The organism is Variovorax sp. ZS18.2.2, assembly GCF_024701975.1.
In the GTDB taxonomy this organism is placed as follows: Bacteria; Pseudomonadota; Gammaproteobacteria; order Burkholderiales; family Burkholderiaceae_C; genus Variovorax.
The window spans coordinates 65,465-84,364 of the sequence record NZ_JANLNM010000004.1; the positions used below are offsets into that span (position 1 = coordinate 65,465).

The 18,900-nt window shown below is 66.4% G+C and carries 17 protein-coding genes; 15 read left to right on the plus strand and 2 right to left on the minus strand.

The annotated features are described in order from the left end of the window. Positions 1-22: 22 nt before the first annotated feature. The 9 genes from NU688_RS17110 (at position 23) to NU688_RS17150 (ending at position 9,422) form a co-directional block, all read left to right on the plus strand. Entirely contained in the window at positions 23-2,422 is a 2,400-nt protein-coding gene (locus NU688_RS17110; RefSeq protein ID WP_257861946.1) for a 3-hydroxyacyl-CoA dehydrogenase/enoyl-CoA hydratase family protein, read from the plus strand. 60 nt (positions 2,423-2,482) lie between these two features. Continuing rightward, positions 2,483-2,899, plus strand: a complete 417-nt coding sequence (locus tag NU688_RS17115) for an endonuclease domain-containing protein (protein WP_257861948.1) — start codon at positions 2,483-2,485, stop codon at positions 2,897-2,899. Then, entirely contained in the window at positions 2,896-4,092 is a 1,197-nt protein-coding gene (locus NU688_RS17120) for an acetyl-CoA C-acyltransferase (RefSeq protein WP_157611950.1), read from the plus strand. The genes NU688_RS17115 and NU688_RS17120 overlap by 4 nt, the downstream gene beginning before the upstream one ends. A 55-nt stretch (positions 4,093-4,147) precedes the next feature. Next, on the plus strand, positions 4,148-5,065 hold the full coding sequence (locus NU688_RS17125; protein WP_257861950.1) for an alpha/beta fold hydrolase: 918 nt from the start codon (positions 4,148-4,150) through the stop codon (positions 5,063-5,065). 31 nt (positions 5,066-5,096) lie between these two features. Beyond that, positions 5,097-5,933, plus strand: a complete 837-nt coding sequence (locus tag NU688_RS17130; protein ID WP_257861952.1) for an acyl-CoA thioesterase II — start codon at positions 5,097-5,099, stop codon at positions 5,931-5,933. Between the two features lie 2 nt (positions 5,934-5,935). Beyond that, a complete protein-coding gene (locus NU688_RS17135; protein ID WP_257861953.1) occupies positions 5,936-6,685 on the plus strand; it encodes an SDR family oxidoreductase in 750 nt (249 codons plus the stop codon). 29 nt (positions 6,686-6,714) lie between these two features. Beyond that, positions 6,715-7,308, plus strand: a complete 594-nt coding sequence (locus NU688_RS17140; RefSeq protein WP_257861955.1) for a 2-hydroxychromene-2-carboxylate isomerase — start codon at positions 6,715-6,717, stop codon at positions 7,306-7,308. Between the two features lie 46 nt (positions 7,309-7,354). Beyond that, on the plus strand, positions 7,355-8,119 hold the full coding sequence (locus NU688_RS17145) for an enoyl-CoA hydratase (protein ID WP_257861956.1): 765 nt from the start codon (positions 7,355-7,357) through the stop codon (positions 8,117-8,119). A 145-nt stretch (positions 8,120-8,264) separates the two neighbouring features. Then, entirely contained in the window at positions 8,265-9,422 is a 1,158-nt protein-coding gene (locus NU688_RS17150) for an ABC transporter substrate-binding protein (protein ID WP_374684660.1), read from the plus strand. Positions 9,423-9,428: 6 nt separating this feature from the next. On the opposite strand, the gene NU688_RS17155 is transcribed toward NU688_RS17150, so the two are convergent. After that, positions 9,429-9,854, minus strand: a complete 426-nt coding sequence (locus NU688_RS17155; RefSeq protein ID WP_257861958.1) for an acyl-CoA thioesterase — start codon at positions 9,852-9,854, stop codon at positions 9,429-9,431. 41 nt (positions 9,855-9,895) lie between these two features. Between NU688_RS17155 and NU688_RS17160 the strand changes: the two genes are divergently transcribed. Both NU688_RS17160 and NU688_RS17165 read left to right on the plus strand, forming a co-directional pair. Further along, positions 9,896-11,740, plus strand: coding sequence for an ABC transporter ATP-binding protein/permease (locus tag NU688_RS17160; RefSeq protein WP_257862407.1), 1,845 nt, complete (start codon positions 9,896-9,898; stop codon positions 11,738-11,740). A gap of 42 nt (positions 11,741-11,782) precedes the next feature. Continuing rightward, entirely contained in the window at positions 11,783-12,721 is a 939-nt protein-coding gene (locus tag NU688_RS17165; RefSeq protein WP_257861960.1) for a 2-hydroxyacid dehydrogenase, read from the plus strand. Between the two features lie 123 nt (positions 12,722-12,844). On the opposite strand, the gene NU688_RS17170 is transcribed toward NU688_RS17165, so the two are convergent. After that, complete coding sequence (locus NU688_RS17170) at positions 12,845-14,287, minus strand: amidase (protein ID WP_257861961.1); 1,443 nt, start codon at positions 14,285-14,287, stop codon at positions 12,845-12,847. A 61-nt stretch (positions 14,288-14,348) separates the two neighbouring features. Here NU688_RS17170 and NU688_RS17175 point away from each other — a divergent pair, with 61 nt between their 5' ends. From NU688_RS17175 to NU688_RS17190, 4 genes are all read left to right on the plus strand, one after another. Next, a complete protein-coding gene (locus NU688_RS17175) occupies positions 14,349-15,341 on the plus strand; it encodes a LysR substrate-binding domain-containing protein (protein WP_257861962.1) in 993 nt (330 codons plus the stop codon). A 199-nt stretch (positions 15,342-15,540) separates the two neighbouring features. Next, positions 15,541-16,995 carry an aspartate ammonia-lyase gene (locus NU688_RS17180; RefSeq protein WP_257861963.1) on the plus strand — a complete coding sequence of 485 codons (1,455 nt, stop codon included), beginning with the start codon at positions 15,541-15,543 and terminating at the stop codon, positions 16,993-16,995. A 182-nt stretch (positions 16,996-17,177) separates the two neighbouring features. Continuing rightward, positions 17,178-18,077 carry an amino acid ABC transporter substrate-binding protein gene (locus tag NU688_RS17185; protein WP_257861964.1) on the plus strand — a complete coding sequence of 300 codons (900 nt, stop codon included), beginning with the start codon at positions 17,178-17,180 and terminating at the stop codon, positions 18,075-18,077. A gap of 91 nt (positions 18,078-18,168) precedes the next feature. Continuing rightward, entirely contained in the window at positions 18,169-18,900 is a 732-nt protein-coding gene (locus tag NU688_RS17190; RefSeq protein WP_257861965.1) for an amino acid ABC transporter permease, read from the plus strand.

The following is an 18,900-nucleotide window of genomic DNA, read 5'->3' on the forward strand; positions in this document are numbered from 1 at the left end:
AACCGAAGAAATACCAAGCAACATGTCCCGATTTCAAGTGAAGAAGGTCGCCGTGCTCGGCGCCGGCGTGATGGGCGCGCAGATTGCGGCCCACCTCGTCAACGTGCGCGTGCCCGTCGTGCTGTTCGATCTGGCAGCCAAGGAAGGCCCCAAGAACGGCATCGTCACGCGCGCCATCGACAACCTCAAGAAGCTCAAGCCCGCACCGCTCGGTGACGTGGCCGATGCGGGCCTGATCGAGCAGGCCAACTATGACGACGACCTCGCCAAGCTCGGCGAGTGCGACCTCATCATCGAAGCCATTGCCGAGCGCATGGACTGGAAGCTCGATCTCTACAAGAAGATCGCGCCGCACGTGGCCAAGCATTCGATCCTGGCCTCGAACACCTCGGGCCTGTCGATCACCAAGCTGAGCGAAGCGTTGCCTGAAGCGTTGAAGCCGCGCTTCTGCGGCATTCACTTCTTCAACCCGCCGCGCTACATGTTCCTGGTGGAGCTGATCAACACGCCCACCACGCAGCCGCAGGTGCTCGACGACCTGGAGGCCTTCGTCACCAGCACGCTCGGCAAGGGCGTGGTGCGCGCGCACGACACGCCCAACTTCATCGCCAATCGCGTCGGCATCGCCGGCATGCTGGCCACGCTGAAGGAAGTCGAGAAGTTCGGCTTGACGCCCGACGTGGTGGACGACCTCACCGGCAAGAAGCTGGGCCGCGCGAGCTCGGGCACCTTCCGCACCGCCGACGTGGTGGGCCTGGACACGATGGCCCACGTCGTGAAGACGCTGCAGGACAACCTGAACGCCGAGAGCGACCCGTTCTACGCCAACTTCTCGACCCCGCCGGTGCTCGCCAAGCTGCTGGAGCTGGGCAACCTGGGCCAGAAGACCAAGGCCGGTTTCTTCAAGAAGGTCGGCCGCGACATCCTGCGCTTCGACCTCCAGAGCGGCGAGTACGTGCCCGCCGGCGCGAAGGCCGACGAGGTGTATGGCCGCATGCTCAAGAAGCCCGCGGGCGAACGCCTGAAGCTCCTGCGCGAGAGCGAAGGACCGCAGGGCCAGTTCCTCTGGGCGATTTTGCGCGACGGGTTCCACTACGCCGCCGTGCACCTAGCCGACATCGCCGAGAGCGCGCGCGACATCGACTTCGCGATGCGCTGGGGCTTCGGCATGAAGCAGGGCCCCTTCGAGCTCTGGCAGGAAGCCGGCTGGGCGCAGGTCGCCAAGTGGGTGCAGGAAGACATCGACGCCGGCAAGGCGCTGAGCACCGTGCCGCTGCCCAAGTGGGTGTTCGAAGGCGCCGTGGCCAAGGCCGGTGGCGTGCACACGCCCGAAGGCTCGTGGAGCGCGTCGCAGGGCCAGTTCGTTCCGCAACGCAAGTTGCCGGTGCACGACCGCCAGCTGTTTCCCGAGAGCGTGCTCGGCGCGAACGCGCCCGACGCGAACACCGCGGGCACGACGATCAGCGACGAAGGCGACGTGCGCGTGTGGACGCTCGACGGCGAAGTGCTCATTGCAAGCATCCATTCGAAGATGCACGCCATCAGCCCCGATGTGGCCGAAGCGCTGGGCGCCGCGGTGGAGTTGGCCGAGGCTGAATACAAGGGCCTGGTGATCTGGTCGCCCGACGAGATGTTCTCGGTCGGCGCCGACCTGCAGGCGATGCTGCCGGCCTTCGTGGTCGCGGGCATCGGCGCAGTCGAAGGCGCGGAAGAAGAGCTGCAGAACGTGATGCTCAAGATTCGCTACGCCAGTGTGCCGGTCGTGTCGGCCGTGCGCGGCCTGGCGCTGGGCGGCGGTTGCGAGCTGGCCGTGTATTCGGCCAAGCGCGTGGCTGCGATGGAAAGCTACATCGGCCTGGTCGAAGTGGGCGTGGGCCTGATCCCCGGCGCGGGCGGCCTGACCTACATCGCACGCCGTGCGGCCGAGAACGCATCGGCTTCCACGGGCACAGACCTGCTGCCTTTCCTCACCGAAGGCTTCACCGCCGCGGCGATGGCGAAGGTCGGCACGGGCGCGCTCGATTCGAAGAAGCTGGGCTACCTGCTCGACAGCGACGTGATCGTGCCCAACAAGGACGAACTGCTCTACGTCGCGCTGCAGCAAGCCAAGGCGATGGCCGACGCTGGCTACCGCGCACCGCTGCGCCGCACCTTCCGCGTGGCGGGCCGCAGCGGCGCCGCGACGATCAAGGGCCAGCTGGTGAACATGCGCGACGGCGGCTTCATCAGCGCGCACGACTTCCACATCGCGAGCCTGATCGCGAACGTGGTCACCGGCGGCGACGTGGACGCGGGCTCGCTCGTGACCGAGGAATACCTGATGACGCTGGAGCGCAAGGCGTTCTGCTCGCTCATCGTGCATCCCAAGACGCAGGAGCGGATCATGGGGATGTTGAGCACGGGGAAGCCGGTGCGCAACTGACGAGGTTCCCTCTTCCTCCTTCCCCCTCTGGGGGAAGGCCGGGATGGGGGCAAGCAGCCTATGCAAAACCAATCCACTCCCAAAGCACAGCAGAACGCCCGCGCTCTGCGAGGCGAGATGACCGATTCCGAGCGCAGGCTTTGGAGCGGAATTCGAAGCGAGCAACTGGGGGTGAAGTTTCGTCGCCAGCACCCGATCGGCAATTTCATCGCTGACTTTGCATGCCTCGACCCCAAGCTGATTGTCGAGATCGACGGATCGCAACACCAGGCGCAAGAAGGCTACGACGCGCGGCGCGATGCCTTCCTGCGTGCACAGGGATTCGACGTGCTGCGTTTCGCGTCAAACGATCCGTTTGTCAATTTTGAAGGGGTGCTTCAGGCTGTCATCAACCGATTGGACGAGTTGAAGGCCGCTTGCCCCCATCCCAACCTTCCCCCAGAGGGGGAAGGAGCCAAATCCAGGAGCTACCCATGAAACAGATTCAAGACGCCTACATCGTCTCCGCCACCCGCACCCCCATCGGCAAGTCCCACCGCGGCTACTTCCGCAACTACCGTCCCGACGACCTGCTCGCGACGACGCTGAAGGCTGCGCTCGCCGCCGTGCCGGGACTCGACCCCAAGGCCATCGAAGACATCATCTGCGGCTGTGCGATTCCCGAATCGCAGCAGGGCCTGAACGTCGCGCGCATCGGCGCGGTGCTCGCGGGCCTGCCGACCAGCATCGGCGGCATCACTGTCAACCGCTTCTGCGCCTCGGGTCTCTCGGCCGTGCAGATGGCGGCGGACCGCATCCGTGTCGGCGAAGCCGACGTGATGATCGCGGCCGGTGTCGAGAGCATGAGCATGGTGCCGATGATGGGCAACTCGCCGTCGCTGTCGCCTTCCATCTTCGAGCGCGAAGGCGACGTGGGCATTGCCTACGGCATGGGCCTCACGGCCGAGAAGGTCGCGCAGCAGTGGAAGGTGAGCCGCGAGGCGCAGGACGAGTTCGCGCTCGCCTCGCACCAGAAGGCACTGGCCGCGCAGAAGGCCGGCAAGTTCGCCGACGAGATCACGCCCATCGAAGTGACTGACCGCGCGCCGAACCTGGAGACCGGCGAGTCGATTGCCAAGACCCGCACCGTGAACCTGGACGAAGGCGCGCGCCCCGACACCAGCCTCGAAGGCTTGGCCAAGCTGCGCACCGTGTTCGCCGCGCGCGGCACCGTGACGGCCGGCAACAGCTCACAGACCTCCGACGGCGCGGGCGCGCTGATCCTCGCGAGCGAGAAGGCCGTCAAGCAATACGGCCTCACGCCGCTCGCGCGCTTCGTGAGCTTCGCGAGCAAGGGCGTGCCGCCGCACATCATGGGCATCGGCCCGATCGAGGCCATTCCCGCTGCGCTGCGCTATGCCGGCCTCAAGCACGAGGACATCGACTGGTTCGAGCTCAACGAAGCCTTCGCCGCGCAATCGCTCGCGGTGATCAACACGCTGGGGCTCGACCCGTCGAAGGTCAACCCGATGGGTGGCGCGATTGCACTGGGCCATCCGCTCGGCGCGACCGGCGCGATCCGCGCGGCGACCGTGGTGCATGCGCTGCGCCGCGAGAACCTGAAGTACGGCATGGTCACGATGTGCGTGGGCATGGGGCAAGGCGCTGCAGGAATTTTCGAACGCGTCTGATCGACTACGCGCAAGACACCACGACGAGTGCCAGCGCAACGAAGGAGACAACTTCATGCAGACGCAGCAACTCCCGGTCGACGGCGGCGCGCAGCAACTGGCGGTGCGCCGCTACGAGCCCGCCGGCGCACCGCGCGCCAGCATCGTGATCGGCGGCGCGATGGGCGTGCGCCAATCGTTCTATGAACCCTTCGCGCAATGGCTCGCCAGCCAGGGCCTGCGCGTCTGGACCTTCGACTACCGGGGCTCGGGCGACTCGCGCGGCAATGCACCGCTGCGTGGCTTCAAGGCCGACCTGTTCGACTGGGCACGCGATTACGAAGCGGTGATCGACACCGCCAAGGCCGCGCTTCCCGATGAACCTCTCTACCTGCTGGGCCACAGCCTCGGCGCGCAGCTGCCGGGCTTCCTGCAGCGTCCCGAGCAGGTCGCGGGCCTCATCAGCATCGCGGCCGGCAGCGGCTACTGGCGCGAGAACGCGCCGAGGCTCAAGCGCAGCATCCTGTACTTCTGGTTCGTGCTCGTGCCGCTGGTCACGCGGCTGTTCGGCTACTTTCCGGGTCGCAAGCTGAAAAAGGTCGGCGACCTGCCGCGCGGCGTGATCCTGCAATGGCGGCGCTGGTGCCTCCACCCGCGCTACAGCCTGGGCGCGGAAGGTGAGCTGGCCGCGCGAAGCTATGGGCGCGTGCGCTTCCCGGTGCTCGCGCTGTCGATCGCCGACGACGAACTGATGACGCTCGCCGGCACCGAGAGCCTGCTGAGCTTCTACACGGGCGCGCCGAGCGCGGTCGAGCGCATCGCACCGGCCGACGTGCAGGCGCGGCGCATCGGGCACTTCGGCTTCTTCCGCGAGCAGTTCAGCCAGAGCCTCTGGCCGAGCATGGTCGATAAGCTGCACCGGCTGGCCGCTCTTACCGCACCTGCCGCGCCTGCGGCGGTGCAGCACGCCAACGTCCCGCACACGACTGCGTGACGCCATCCTCCGGAGGCACACTGCAAGCACCATGAGCAGCACGCAACACCCCTTCGACAAAGCCCTGGCCCTGCACCACAGCGACATCCGCGTGGGCCACTTCACGGGCATGACCAGCCCCGACTACTGGAACATGGTCGGCCCTTTCGGGGGCACCACCGCGGCACTCGTGCTGCAGTCGGTGATGCGGCATCCCGATGTGCTCGGCACGCCGATCGCGCTGACCGTCAACTACGCAGCCGCGCTCGAAGCTGGCGCGTTCGACATCCAGGCCACGGTCGTGCGCACCAACCGCTCGACGCAGCACTGGACCGTGCAGATCACGCAGGCCGGCGCGAGCGGCGCGCCGAACATGACCACCACCGCCACCGTGGTGACCGCCGCGCGCCGCGATACCTGGGGCGAGAGCGACATGCCGATGCCCGAGGCGCCCGCGCCCGCAACGGTCGAGCGAATGAGCATCGGCCCGTCCGGCGTGGCCTGGATCAACCAGTACGAGATGCGCCCGTTCAGCGGCGGCATTCCCGCGAAGTGGGACGAGAGCCTGCAGCACAGCGAAACCCGCATCTGGCTGCGCGATGCGCAGCCGCGGCCGCTCGACTTTGCTTCGCTCGCCGCGATGAGCGACATGTTCTATCCACGCGTCTGGCTGCGCCGCGCCAAGCATGTGCCGGCGGGCACGGTGTCGATCACCACCTACTTCCACGCCGGGCCGGAGCAACTGGCCGAGGTCGGCACGGGCTACCTGCTGGGCCGTGCGGCGGGGCAGCAGTTCTTCAACGGATTCTTCGACCAGACGGCGCATCTGTGGAGCGAGAAGGGCGTGTTGCTCGCCACCTCCAATCAGATCGTCTACTACAAGGAATAGAAATGGCCGCTCTGCAGAAAGCCGCACTCATCGTCGGAGCCGGCGATGCCACCGGCGGCGCCATCGCCCGCCGTTTCGCGCGCGAGGGCTTCGCCGCTTGCGTCACGCGGCGCAGCCTCGACAAGCTGCAACCGCTGGTCGCGCAGATCGAAGCCGATGGCGGCCGCGCCCATGCCTTTGCATGCGATGCGCGGAAAGAAGAAGAGGTCGTCGCGCTCATCGAGCAGATCGAATCGACTGTCGGCCCGATCGAGGTGATGGTGTTCAACATCGGCGCCAACGTGCCAGAGAGCATCCTCACCGAGACCGCGCGCAAGTACTTCAAGGTGTGGGAGATGGCGTGCTTCTCGGGCTTTCTCAACGGGCGCGAAGTGGCCAAGCGCATGGTGGCGCGCGAAGTGCCGCAAGGCGGGCATCGCGGCACGATCATCTTCACCGGAGCGACCGCATCGCTGCGTGGCGCCGCGAACTTCGGTGCGTTCTCGGGTGCAAAGATGGCCTTGCGCGCACTGGCCCAATCGATGGCGCGCGAGCTGGGGCCGCAGGGCATTCACGTCGCGCACGTGGTGGTCGACGGCGCCATCGACACCGAATTCATCCGCAGCAACTTTCCCGAGCGCTATGCGCTCAAGGAGAGCGACGGCATCCTGAACCCAGACCACATCGCCGACAGCTACTGGATGCTGCATTCGCAGCCGCGCGACGCGTGGACGCACGAGCTGGATCTGCGGCCCTGGTCCGAGAAGTTCTGACAAACAAATCAAAAGATCCGGAGACGCCCATGACAAAGACCGTCGAGTTCTATTTCGATTTCGGCAGCCCCGCCGCCTATCTGGCCGCGACCCAACTGCCGCATGTGTGCGCGGACACCGGCGCCGAACTGGTGTGGAAGCCCATGCTGCTGGGCGGCGTGTTCCAGGCCACCGGCAACCATTCGCCCGCGGAGATCAAGCCCAAGGGCCCGTACATGAACATCGACCTCAAGCGCTTCGCCAGGCGCTATGGCGTGCCGTTCGTTCACAACCCGCACTTCCCGATCAACACACTGCTGCTGATGCGCGGTGCCACCGGCATGCAGATGAAGGAGCCCGAACGCTTTGGCGCGTATGTCGATGTGATCTACCACGCGATGTGGGTCGAGCCGCAGAACCTCAACGACCCGGCGACCGTCGGCGCCGTCTTGCAGAATGCGGGCTTCGACGCTGCGGGCCTGCTCGCATTGGCCGGCGCGCAGGAGACGAAGGACCGCCTGAAGGCCGTCACGCAGGAGGCGGTGGAGCGCGGCGTGTTCGGCGCTCCCACCATGTTCGTCGGCGACCAGATGTTCTGGGGGCAGGACCGCCTCGATTTCGTCCGCGAAGCCCTCGACGCCTGAGCGCATCGCCAGCAGCAGCAACCGTTTTTACCCAAGGACCCTTCCCATGAGCGACATCCTCGTCCACACCGAAGCGGGTGTGATGACCATCACCTTCAACCGCGTCGACAAGAAGAACTCGATCACCAGCAGCATGTACGCCGAGCTGGCCGACGCGCTGGCCACGGCCGAGAGCGAGGCGGCCGTGCGCTGCGTGCTGATCCAGGGCGACCCGACGATCTTCAGCGCGGGCAACGACATCGGCGACTTCCTCAACGCGCCGCCTGCCACGCAGGAGTCCCCGGTGTTCCGGTTCCTGCGCGGCATCGCGACCTTTCCGAAGCCCATCGTCGCGTCGGTCTGCGGCCCGGCCGTGGGCATCGGTACGACGATGCTGTTCCATTGCGACCTCGTCTATGCCGGTGACAACGCAGCGTTTTCGATGCCCTTCGTGAACCTGGGCCTGTGCCCCGAAGCGGCGTCGAGCCTGCTGGTGCCGCAGATGCTCGGCTACCACCGCGCGGCCGAGGCGCTGCTGCTGGGCGAACCCTTCATGGCCGAGGCCGCGCTCGAAGTGGGCCTGGTCAACCGTGTCGTGCCGCCCACCGAAGCCAACGGCATCGCGCAAACGCAGGCCCGCAAGCTCGCGGCCAAGCCGCTGAGCGCGCTGGTCGAGACCAAGCGCCTGCTGAAGAAGGCGCAACTGCCGGCCGTGCTCGAGCGCATGGGCGAAGAGGGCGCGAGCTTCGGCCGCATGCTGCGCGAACCGGCTGCCAAGGAAGCCTTCGGCGCCTTCATGGAGAAGCGCAAGCCCGATTTCTCGAAGGTCTGAGGGTTCCTCCCGCGTTGCCTGCAGACAGTGGCCCTTTACACTGTCTGCCGTGCAATTTTTCGAGACAAGACCGCCTGAAACGCCCGTCCAGCGGGCAGATGATGCTACTGAAAAAGTAGCAGTCGACCTTGCGCGCAGGCGTACTTTGGGCCTGCTTGCAGGCACCTTGGCGGCGCCTTCCGTGGTCCTGGCGCGCGTTCGCCCGCTGCGCATCGGTGTCATCGGTTCCTGGTCCGGTCCTTATGCGGGCGGCGGGCGCCAGTTCGATGCGGGCATGTCGGTCTGGCTGGCCGCGCACAACCAGCAGATCGCGGGTCGGCCCGTCGAGCTGCTGCGCCGCGACGTGCCGGGCAGCGCGCCCGAGCAGGCGCGCCGCAATGCGCAGGACCTCGTGGAGAACGAGCGCGTCGATCTGCTCACCGGCCTGGACTTCAGCTCCAACGCCTACGCCGTCGGCACCGTCGCCGTGCAGGCGAAGCTGCCGCTGGTGGTGATGAACGCGGCCTCTTCGGGCATCACGGCGCGCTGTCCGTATGCGGTGCGGCTGTCGTTCACCATCGCCCAGGTCACGCTGCCGCTCGCGCGCTGGGCGCTGCAGCAGGGCCTGCGCGAGGTCTGCACCGTGGTGGCCGATTACGCCTCGGGCGTCGATGCCGAAAGCGCCTTCGTCGCGGGCATCACCGCCGGCGGCGGGCAGGTCGGCGCGATGCTGCGGGTGCCGCTCAACACGCTCGACTACTCGGCCTACATGCTGCGGCTGCGCGAGCTCAAGCCGCAGGCGGTGTTCTTCTTCCTGCCCTCGGGGCAGATGCCGGCGACGTTCCTCAAGTTCTGGCGCGACCGCGGCATGGCCGACACCGGCATCCGCCTGCTCGCGACCGGCGACGCCACCGACGACCACTACCTCCAAGGCATCGGCGAACTGGCCGATGGGCTCGTGACCAGCCACCACTACTCGTTCGCGCACGAATCGCCGGCCAACCGCCGCTTCACGGGTGTCTTCGAGACGGAGTACGGCAGCCATTTGCGGCCGGGCTATTTCGCGGTGGCGGCGCACGATGCGCTCGCCGCCATCGATGCGGCGATGACATCGCCTTCGGCGCGCGGCAATGCGAGTGGGGAGCGGCTGGTCGACGCCTTCCGCGGCCTCAAGTTCGAGAGCCCGCGCGGCCCGATCGAGATCGATGCCCACACCCGCGACATCGTGCAGACCGTCTACATCCGCCGCACCGAGCGGCGCGACGGGCGCTGGGTCAATCGCGAGTTCGAGCGCTTCGAGCGCGTGCGCGACCCGGGCGCCTGACGGCGTTCAGGGCTGCTGCTCGATGACGCGCGGCCGGCCGTTGTCGTCGATCGCCACATAGGTGAACGTGGCTTGCGTCACCTTGATGTACTCGCCCTGCGCCCGGAAGCGCTCGGCGAACACCTCGACCGTCACCGTGACCGAAGTGCGCCCGACGCGCACCAGCTTCGAATAGAACGAGAGGATGTCGCCGAGGCGCACCGGCTGCTTGAAGATGAACTCGTTGACCGCCACCGTGGCCTGCCGGCCCTTGGCGTAGCGCGCCGGAATCACCGAGCCGGCCAAGTCGCACTGGGCCATGACCCAGCCGCCGAAGATGTCGCCGTTGACGTTGCAATCGGCCGGCATCGGGATGACCTTGAGCACCAGCTCCATGTCGGTGGGCAGGCTTTTGAGGGTCGCTGCGGCGGCAGCACTGGAAGTATCTGACATGGGCACAATCTGGCAACAAACAACAACCACGATTGTCCCTCATGCGCCGCAGCGGCGAAGCCCCCACCTCCTCGCCCTCTTCTTCCCACACCGTCTCCGGCCATCCGCCGGCGAAAAGCGACCGCTCCGACTGGGCGACGCTGCGTCGGCTCTTCCCCTACCTCTGGCAATACAAGTGGCGCGTGATGGCCGCGCTCGCGTTCATGGTGGGCGCCAAGGTGGCCAACGTGGGCGTGCCGGTGCTGCTGAAGAACCTCGTCGACACGATGACGCCCAAGCCGGACATGGCGCAGGCGCTCCTGATCGTGCCCATCGGGCTCCTGCTCGCCTATGGCCTCCTGCGCTTCTCGACCGCGCTCTTCGGCGAGCTGCGGGAGCTGATCTTCGCCAAGGCCACCGAGGGCACGGCGCGGCAGATCGCGCTGGAGGTGTTCGGCCATCTGCACGCGCTGAGCCTGCGCTTCCACCTGGAGCGCCAGACCGGTGGCATGACGCGCGACATCGAGCGCGGCACGCGCGGCGTGCACTCGCTCATCTCGATGTCGCTCTACAGCATCGTGCCCACCATCATCGAGCTGGTGCTGGTGCTCGCGATCCTGGGCGTGAAGTTCGACTGGCTGTTCGTCTGGATCACCGTGGCCGCGCTGGTGCTCTACATCACCTTCACGGTGACCGTGACCGAGTGGCGCACCCAGTTCCGCAAGACCATGAACGAACTCGACTCGACGGCCCAGAGCCGCGCAGTCGATTCGCTCTTGAACTACGAGACGGTCAAGTACTTCAACAACGAGGAGTTCGAGGCGAAGCGCTACGACGCGAGCCTCGACCGCTACCGCAAGGCGGCCATCAAGAGCCAGCGCACGCTGAGCATGCTCAACATCGGGCAACAACTGCTGATCGCCGTCAGCCTGGTGCTGATGCTGTGGCGCGCCACCTCGGGCGTGGTCGAAGGGCGCATGACGCTGGGCGACCTGGTGATGGTCAACGCCTTCATGATCCAGCTCTACATTCCGCTCAACTTCCTGGGCGTGATCTACCGCGAGATCAAGCAGAGCCTGACCGACCTGGACAAGATGTTCGTGCTGATGGAGAAGGAGCGCGAGGTGCGCGATGCACCCACGGCACAGCCCCTGGCCGGTGCCGATTCCACCATTCGCTTCGAGGACGTGAGCTTCGCCTACGAAGCCGCGCGACCGATCCTCAAGCATGTGAGCTTCGAGATCCCGGCGGGGAAAACAGTGGCTGTGGTCGGCCCGTCGGGCTCGGGCAAGTCCACGCTGGCGCGGTTGCTCTATCGCTTCTACGACGTGCAGCAGGGGCGCATCACTATCGGCGGCGAAGACATCCGCGAGGTCACCCAGTCGAGCGTGCGCCGGGCCATCGGCATCGTGCCGCAGGACACGGTGCTGTTCAACGACACGGTCGAATACAACATCGCCTACGGCCGGCCCGGTGCGACGCGCGAAGAGGTGGAAGGCGCAGCGCGAGCCGCACGCATCCACGACTTCATCTCTGCCACGCCCGCGGGCTACGAAACGACCGTGGGCGAGCGCGGCCTCAAGCTCTCGGGCGGCGAGAAGCAGCGCGTGGCCATTGCGCGCACGCTCTTGAAGAACCCGCCGATCGTGATCTTCGATGAGGCCACCTCGGCACTCGATTCGGCCAACGAGCGCGCCATTCAATCGGAGCTCAAGAGCGCCGCGCAGGACAAGACCACGCTGGTCATTGCGCACCGCCTCTCGACCGTGGTCGATGCGCACGAGATCCTGGTGCTCGAGTCCGGCGTGATCGTCGAGCGCGGCACGCATGGCGAACTGCTCGCCAAACAGGGCCGCTACGCCCAGATGTGGGCTTTGCAGAAGAGCGAAGCAGCGCCGCTGCTCTAGCCCGATCATTCAACCCTTTCCATCGATTCCAGGAGTTCAGACGTGTCGACCAAGATTCCCCTGTTGGTGCTCAACCGCCTCTCGCGCGCCCATCAGGCCCAGATTGCCGAGGTCTACGACGCGACCTTTGCCTTCAGCGCTGCCGAGCGCGCCGCCGCGGTGGCAGAGCACGGCAAGACATTCCGCGCGGTGCTGACCATCGGCGTCATCGGCATCACCCCCGAGGAAATCGCGGCCATGCCGGCCGTCGAGCTGATCTGCTGCCTGGGCGCGGGCTATGAAGGCGTGCCGCTCGAAGTGACGCGTGCCCGTGGCATCGTGACCGCCAATGGCGCGGGCACCAACGACGATTGCGTGGCCGACCACGCCTTCGGGCTCCTGATCGGCATCGTGCGCGAGTTCCGCAAGCTCGACCGGCTGTGCCGCGAAGGCGTGTGGCGCGAAGCGATTCCGCAGCCGGCCAACGTGTCGGGCAAGAAGCTCGGCATCCTGGGCCTCGGCACCATCGGCCAGAAGATCGCCAAGCGCGCGGCGGCGTTCGACATGGAAGTCGGCTATCACAACAGGAAGCCGCGCGAAGGCGCGACGCACCGCTACTTCGACGACCTGAAGTCGCTCGCGGGCTGGGCGGATTTCCTGATCCTTGCGGCGCCGGGCGGGCCTGCGACCAAGCACCTGGTCAACGCCGAAGTGCTCGATGCGCTGGGGCCGCAGGGCTACCTCGTGAGCATCGGCCGCGGCAGTGTGGTCGATACCGAGGCGCTGGCCGCGGCGCTGCGCGAGAACCGCATCGCGGGTGCAGGTGTCGATGTGTACGAGAGCGAACCCAAGCGGCCCGAGCCGCTCGTTGGCCTCGACAACGTCCTGCTCACGCCGCACATGGCCGGCTGGTCGCCCGAGGCGACGCAGAAGTCGGTGGACCATTTCCTCGCGAATGCCCAAGGGCACTTCGCGGGGCGTGGCGTGCTCACCCCGATCTGATGTCTTGCTCCTTCCCCCGCTGGGGGAAGGCTGGGATGGGGGCAGACGGCGCTTGCAACGCGGGCAGCCCTCGATCGACGGCCGCTTGCCCCCACCCCAACCCTCCCCCAGCGGGGGAGGGAGTCAAGCCAGAGCCGAAGGGCGGTGAGCGCCCCAGCCGCAGGCCTGGTCATACGCATGCCCGAGCCGCAGCACGTCAAGGTCGGCATGGATCGGCCCCGCGAGTTGCAAGCCCATCGGCAAACCGCCTTCACCGAAGCCGGCGCGCACATTCAGCGTCGGCAGCCCCGCCAGCGTGAACGGCGTGACGATCTCCATCCAGCGGTGGTACGTATCGCTCTTCACGCCATTCACCTCAGCGGGCCAGTGCAGTTCGGCATCGAACGGAAAGACCTGCGCGGTCGGCGCCACGACGAAATCGAAGCGCTCGAAGAGCTTGAGGAACGCGCGGTACACGTTCGAACGATAGATCGAGGCCTGGTACAGCGACGCCGCATCCAGGTGCTGGCTCTGATCGATTTCCCACTGCGCCTCGGGCTTCAACTGCGCGAACAGCTTCGGATCGCTCAGGTACGCGCCAAGCTTGCCGCCGACGAGCAGCTGCCGCAGCCGCAGCCACGCGCTCCAGTTGTGCTCGCGCGGCACATCGAGCGCGCAGGGCTCCACCTCGCAGCCGATGGTGCGGAAGGTGTCGAGCGCCTTCTCGCCGAGCTCGCGGATGCCGGGCGCCAGCGGCAGCTCGGGCCAGATGCTGCCGAGCCAGCCGATGCGAAGGCCCTTGCCGTCGCCATCGAGCGAGAGTTCGTCGGGCGAGGGCAGGGCGTGCGGCGACGACAGCGGCACGCGTCCGTCGAAGCCCGACTGCACCGCGAGCAGCCGCGCCGTGTCTTCCACCGTGCGCGCCATCGGACCTTCGGTGCTCAGTTGCTGGAAGAACAGCTCCTGCTCCGGATCGCCGGGGACGCGACCGCGCGAGGGCCGCATGCCGACTACGTTGTTGAAGGCGGCGGGGTTGCGGAGAGACCCCATCATGTCGCTGCCGTCGGCCACCGGCAGCATGCCCAGGGCCAGCGCCACGGCCGCGCCGCCGCTGCTGCCGCCTGCGCTCCGGTCGGGCGCGTAGGCGTTGCGGGTGATGCCGAACACCGTGTTGTAGGTGTGAGAGCCGAGGCCGAACTCGGGCGTGTTGGTCTTTCCGATGACGATGGCGCCGGCCGCGCGCATGCGGGCGACGTGCAGGCTGTCGATGCGCGAAGGCGAGCGCGGCGACAGGGGCGAGCCCATCGAGGTCGGCAGCCCTTCGGCATGGCTCAGGTCCTTCACCGCGAGCGGAAAACCGTGCATCCAGCCGCGCCGTTCGCCGCGTGCCAGCTCGGCATCGCGCTCGCTCGCTTCGGCCAGCAACTGTTCCGGCTCCCGCAGCGAGACGATGGCATTGAAGCGCGGGTTCAGCGCCTCGATGCGGGCCAGCGAGGCCTGCATGAGCTCATGGCAGGACAGCTCGCGGGCCGCGATGCGGCGCGAGAGTTCGGTGGCGCTGAGGGCGAGCAGATCGTCTGAAGGCATGGTGGATGCGGGAAAAGGAGGGGGCGCCCAGTATGGCGCGGCGCTCGCATAATCGTCACTCATGGAAACAAAGTGGCTTGAAGACTTCATCAGCTTGGCGGAGACCCGCAGCTTCAGCCGCTCGGCCCAGTTGAGGCACGTGACGCAACCCGCGTTCTCCCGCCGCATCCAGGCGCTCGAAGGCTGGGCCGGCACCGACCTCGTCGATCGCAGCTCCTACCCCACGCGCCTCACGCCCGCGGGCCAGACGCTCTACAGCCAGGCCATCGAGATGCTGCAGTCGCTGCAGAGCACCCGGGCCATGCTGCGCGGCCACTCGGCCGCCGGGCAGGACGTGATCGAGATCGCCGTGCCGCACACGCTGGCCTTCACCTTCTTCCCCTCGTGGGTGACCAGCCTGCGCGAGCACTTCGGGCCGATCAAGAGCCGGCTCATCGCGCTCAACGTGCATGACGCGGTGCTGCGGCTGGTCGAAGGCAGTTGCGACCTGCTGATCGCCTACCACCACCCCTCGCAGCCGCTGCAGCTGGACAACAACAAGTATGAGATGGTGAGCCTCGGCGAGGAAACCGTGGCCCCCTGGGTCAAGGCCGATGCCGACGGCGCGCCGCGCTTCCGGCTGCCGGGCCGCCCGGGCCAGCCGCTGCCCTACCTGGGCTACGCGCCCGGCGCCTACCTGGGTCGCGTGGTCGACCAGTTGCTCAAGGAGTCGGGCACGGCCATCCACCTGGACCGCGTCTACGAGACCGACATGGCCGAGGGCCTGAAGGTCATGGCGCTCGAAGGCCACGGCATCGCCTTCCTGCCGCAGAGCGCGGTGCGCAAGGAAATCAAGGCCCGCAAGCTCGTGAGCGCGCTGCCGCCAGAGATCGACAGCCTGGAGGCGACGATGGAAATCCGCGCCTACCGCGAGAAGCCGAGCGCCCCGGCACCGGTGAAGACCGGCACCGGGCGCTCCGCCAAGGTCGCGGCGGTGTCCGAAGGCATCCAGCCCAAGCGCACGGCCGACGCGCTCTGGTCGTACCTCGTCGGCACCCAGCCGGCGGCTCGCTGACTCCGGTTTTGTGCGCTGCACAATCTATAAATGCCGCGCATGAGGCCTCCCGCATTCAGCATTGGCACCATGAGCACGCCGGTACTACAGTCGCGGCAGTTTTTCTTCAGCCGCAACTTCAGCTGCAACTTCAGTTGCAATAGCGGCATCATTCGAGGCACGCGCCATCCGCGTGCTTTTTTTTAGCCGAGGAACCTGTATGAGCTCCAATTTCAGGACCGAACACGACTTCCTCGGCGAGAAGCAGATTCCCGCCGCCGCCTACTGGGGCGTGCATACGGCGCGTGCCGTCGAGAACTTCGCGATCTCCGGCACCCGCATCTCGGCCATGCCCGACCTCATTCGCGCGCTGGCCTATGTGAAGAAGGCGGCCACCCGCGCCAATGCCGACCTGGGCGCCATCGACCGCGACCGCGCCGCCGCGATCATCCTGGCCTGCGAGGACCTCATCGAGGGCAAGCTGCTCGACGAGTTCGTGGTCGACGTGATCCAGGGCGGCGCCGGCACCTCGACCAACATGAACGCGAACGAGGTCATCTGCAACCTCGCGCTCGAAAAGCTCGGCCACGAGAAGGCGCGCTACGACGTGCTGCACCCCAACGACCACGTCAACGCCTCGCAGAGCACCAACGACGTGTACCCGACGGCGGTGCGCCTGGCGCTGTGGTTCGCGATCGGCAAGCTGCTCGAAGCCATGGCCGCGCTGCGCCGCAGCTTCGAGGCCAAGGCGCTCGAGTTCAAGGACATTCTGAAGATCGGCCGCACCCAGCTGCAGGACGCCGTGCCGATGACGCTGGGCCAGGAGTTCCTGACCTACGCGATCATGATCGGCGAGGACGAGGCTCGGCTGGGCGAGGCCCGTGCGCTGATCGAGGAAATCAACCTCGGCGCCACCGCCATCGGCACCGGCATCAACGCGCCGCACGGCTATGCCAACCTCGCCTGCCAGTACCTGGCCGAGCAGACCGGCGTGCCGCTCAAGCAGGCGGCCAACCTCATCGAAGCCACGCAGGACACGGGCGCCTTCGTGCAGCTGTCGGGCGTGTTGAAGCGCGTGGCCACCAAGCTCAGCAAGACCTGCAACGACCTGCGCCTGCTCTCCAGCGGCCCGCAGGCCGGCTTCGGCGAGATCCGGTTGCCCGCGCGGCAGGCGGGCTCGTCGATCATGCCGGGCAAGGTCAACCCGGTGATTCCGGAAGTGATGAACCAGGTGGCCTTCGAGGTCATCGGCAACGACATCACCGTGACCATGGCGTCCGAGGCCGGCCAGCTGCAGCTCAACGCCTTCGAGCCGATCATGGGCTGGAGCCTGTTCAAGAGCATCAAGCACCTGGGCAATGCCTGCAACACGCTGCAGCTGAACTGCGTCGACGGCATCGAGGCCAACCGCGAGTTCCTGGCCAAGCGGGTGCGCGAGTCGGTCACGCTGGTCACCGCGCTCAATCCGCTCATCGGCTACGAGAAGGCCGCGCTCATCGCCAAGACCGCGCTCGCCACCGGCGGGCCCATCGACCTGGTGGCGGAGTCGCTCGGCATCATGACGCGCGCCGAGATGGAGGCGCTGCTGATTCCAGAGAACCTGACCCAGCCGGTGCGCCTGTCCGCCGCACCGGTCCCCCCGGCTGCCGAGCCTTCGGGCACAAAGGCTGCTTAGTGAAAGTCGGACAATGCCAGGAGGCAGGATCGCACCAGGCTGGCGCCGCGATGCGCGCAGCCGGTGCAGCAATGCACGGCGGGATGCCCCCCGGATGCACCGGGTTGGTCCGGGTATCACGCAAAATATGTATGTCTAGAATTTAGTTGTATCTGTTTCAGTCACCCTCAGGAGTTTTCTGTATGAAAAAACAAGCAATGGCATTGGCAATCGCGGCGTTCGCCACCAGCGGCGCCTTCGCTCAGGCCAATGACACCCTGGCCAAGATCAAGGCCTCGGGCACCATCACCGAAGGCGTGCGCGAATCTTCCGGCCTGTCGTACACGCTGGGCAACGGCCAGTACACCGGCTTCCACTACGACGTCTGCGCCAACATCATCAAGGACCTCGAGAAGGCCGCCGGCAAGAAGCTCGAAGTCAAGTACCAGCCCGTCACCTCGCAGAACCGCATTCCCCTCGTGCAGAACGGCACCGTGGACATCGAGTGCGGCTCGACCACCAACAACGCCACCCGCCAGAAGGACGTGGCCTTCGGCGTGACCACCTACGTCGAAGAAACCAAGATCGTCGTCAAGGCCAACTCGGGCATCAACTCGCTGGCCGACCTGAAGGACAAGACGGTTGCCACCACCACCGGCACCACGCCGCTGCAAACCGTGCGCAAGCAAAAGCGCGCCGAGAACCTGACCTTCAAGGAGGTCTACGGCAAGGACCACTCCGACAGCTTCCTGCTGCTGGAAACCGGCCGCGCCGATGCGTTCGTGATGGACGGCTCGATCCTGGCTGCGCTCGCTGCCAAGTCGAAGTCGCCCAAGGACTACAAGATCCTGAACGACGTGCTGGCCGTCGAGCCGATCGCCATCATGATCCGCAAGGACGACCCCGCCTTCAAGAAGGCCGTGGACGACAGCATCAAGGCACAGGCCAAGTCGGGCGAGCTGACCAAGCTCTATGACAAGTGGTTCCTGAAGCCGATTCCCCCGGCAGGCGTGACCATCGGCCTGCCGCTGGGCGAAGCCACCAAGAACGCCTGGGCCAACCCGAACGACAAGCCCGCGGAAGAGTACGTCACCAAGGAATAAACACGCGTCGCTGCGTGAATGACGCCCACCTTTCGCGGTGGGCGTTTCTTTTCAAGGGACGGTTTTGTCGAAGACGGTGAAGGAGTAAGAAATGGGAAACTGGGATTGGCAGGTCTTCCTGCAGGACCCGGGTGGGGAATATCCGAGCTACCTGCAATGGATGCTCTCGGCCTGGGGCTGGACGGTGTCCGTGGCATTGCTGGCGCTGATCGTGGCGCTCGTGCTGGGCTCGCTGATCGGCATCATCCGCACGCTGCCCGACAGCCCGTGGCTGGTGCGTTTCGGCAATGCGTGGGTGGAGCTCTTCCGCAACATCCCGCTGCTGGTGCAGATCTTCCTCTGGTACCACGTCATTCCGGCGCTGATCCCGGTGATGAAGAGCGTGCCGAGCTTCATCCTGGTGGTGCTGGCGCTGGGCTTCTTCACCTCGGCGCGTATTGCCGAGCAGGTGCGCTCGGGCATCCAGGCGCTGCCCAAGGGCCAGCGCTATGCGGGCATGGCGGTGGGCTTCACCACGGTGCAGTACTACCGCTACGTGATCCTGCCGATGGCCTACCGCATCATCATCCCGCCGCTCACGAGCGAGACGATGAACATCTTCAAGAACTCGTCCGTCGCGTTCGCCGTGTCGGTCACCGAGCTCACCATGTTCGCCATGCAGGCGCAGGAAGAAACCTCGCGCGGCATCGAGGTCTACCTCGCGGTGACGGCGTGCTACGTGGTGTCGGCCCTGGCCATCAACCGCCTCATGGCATTCATCGAGAAGAAGACCCGTGTGCCGGGCTTCATCGTCTCGGCCAGCGCCGGCGGCGGAGGACACTGA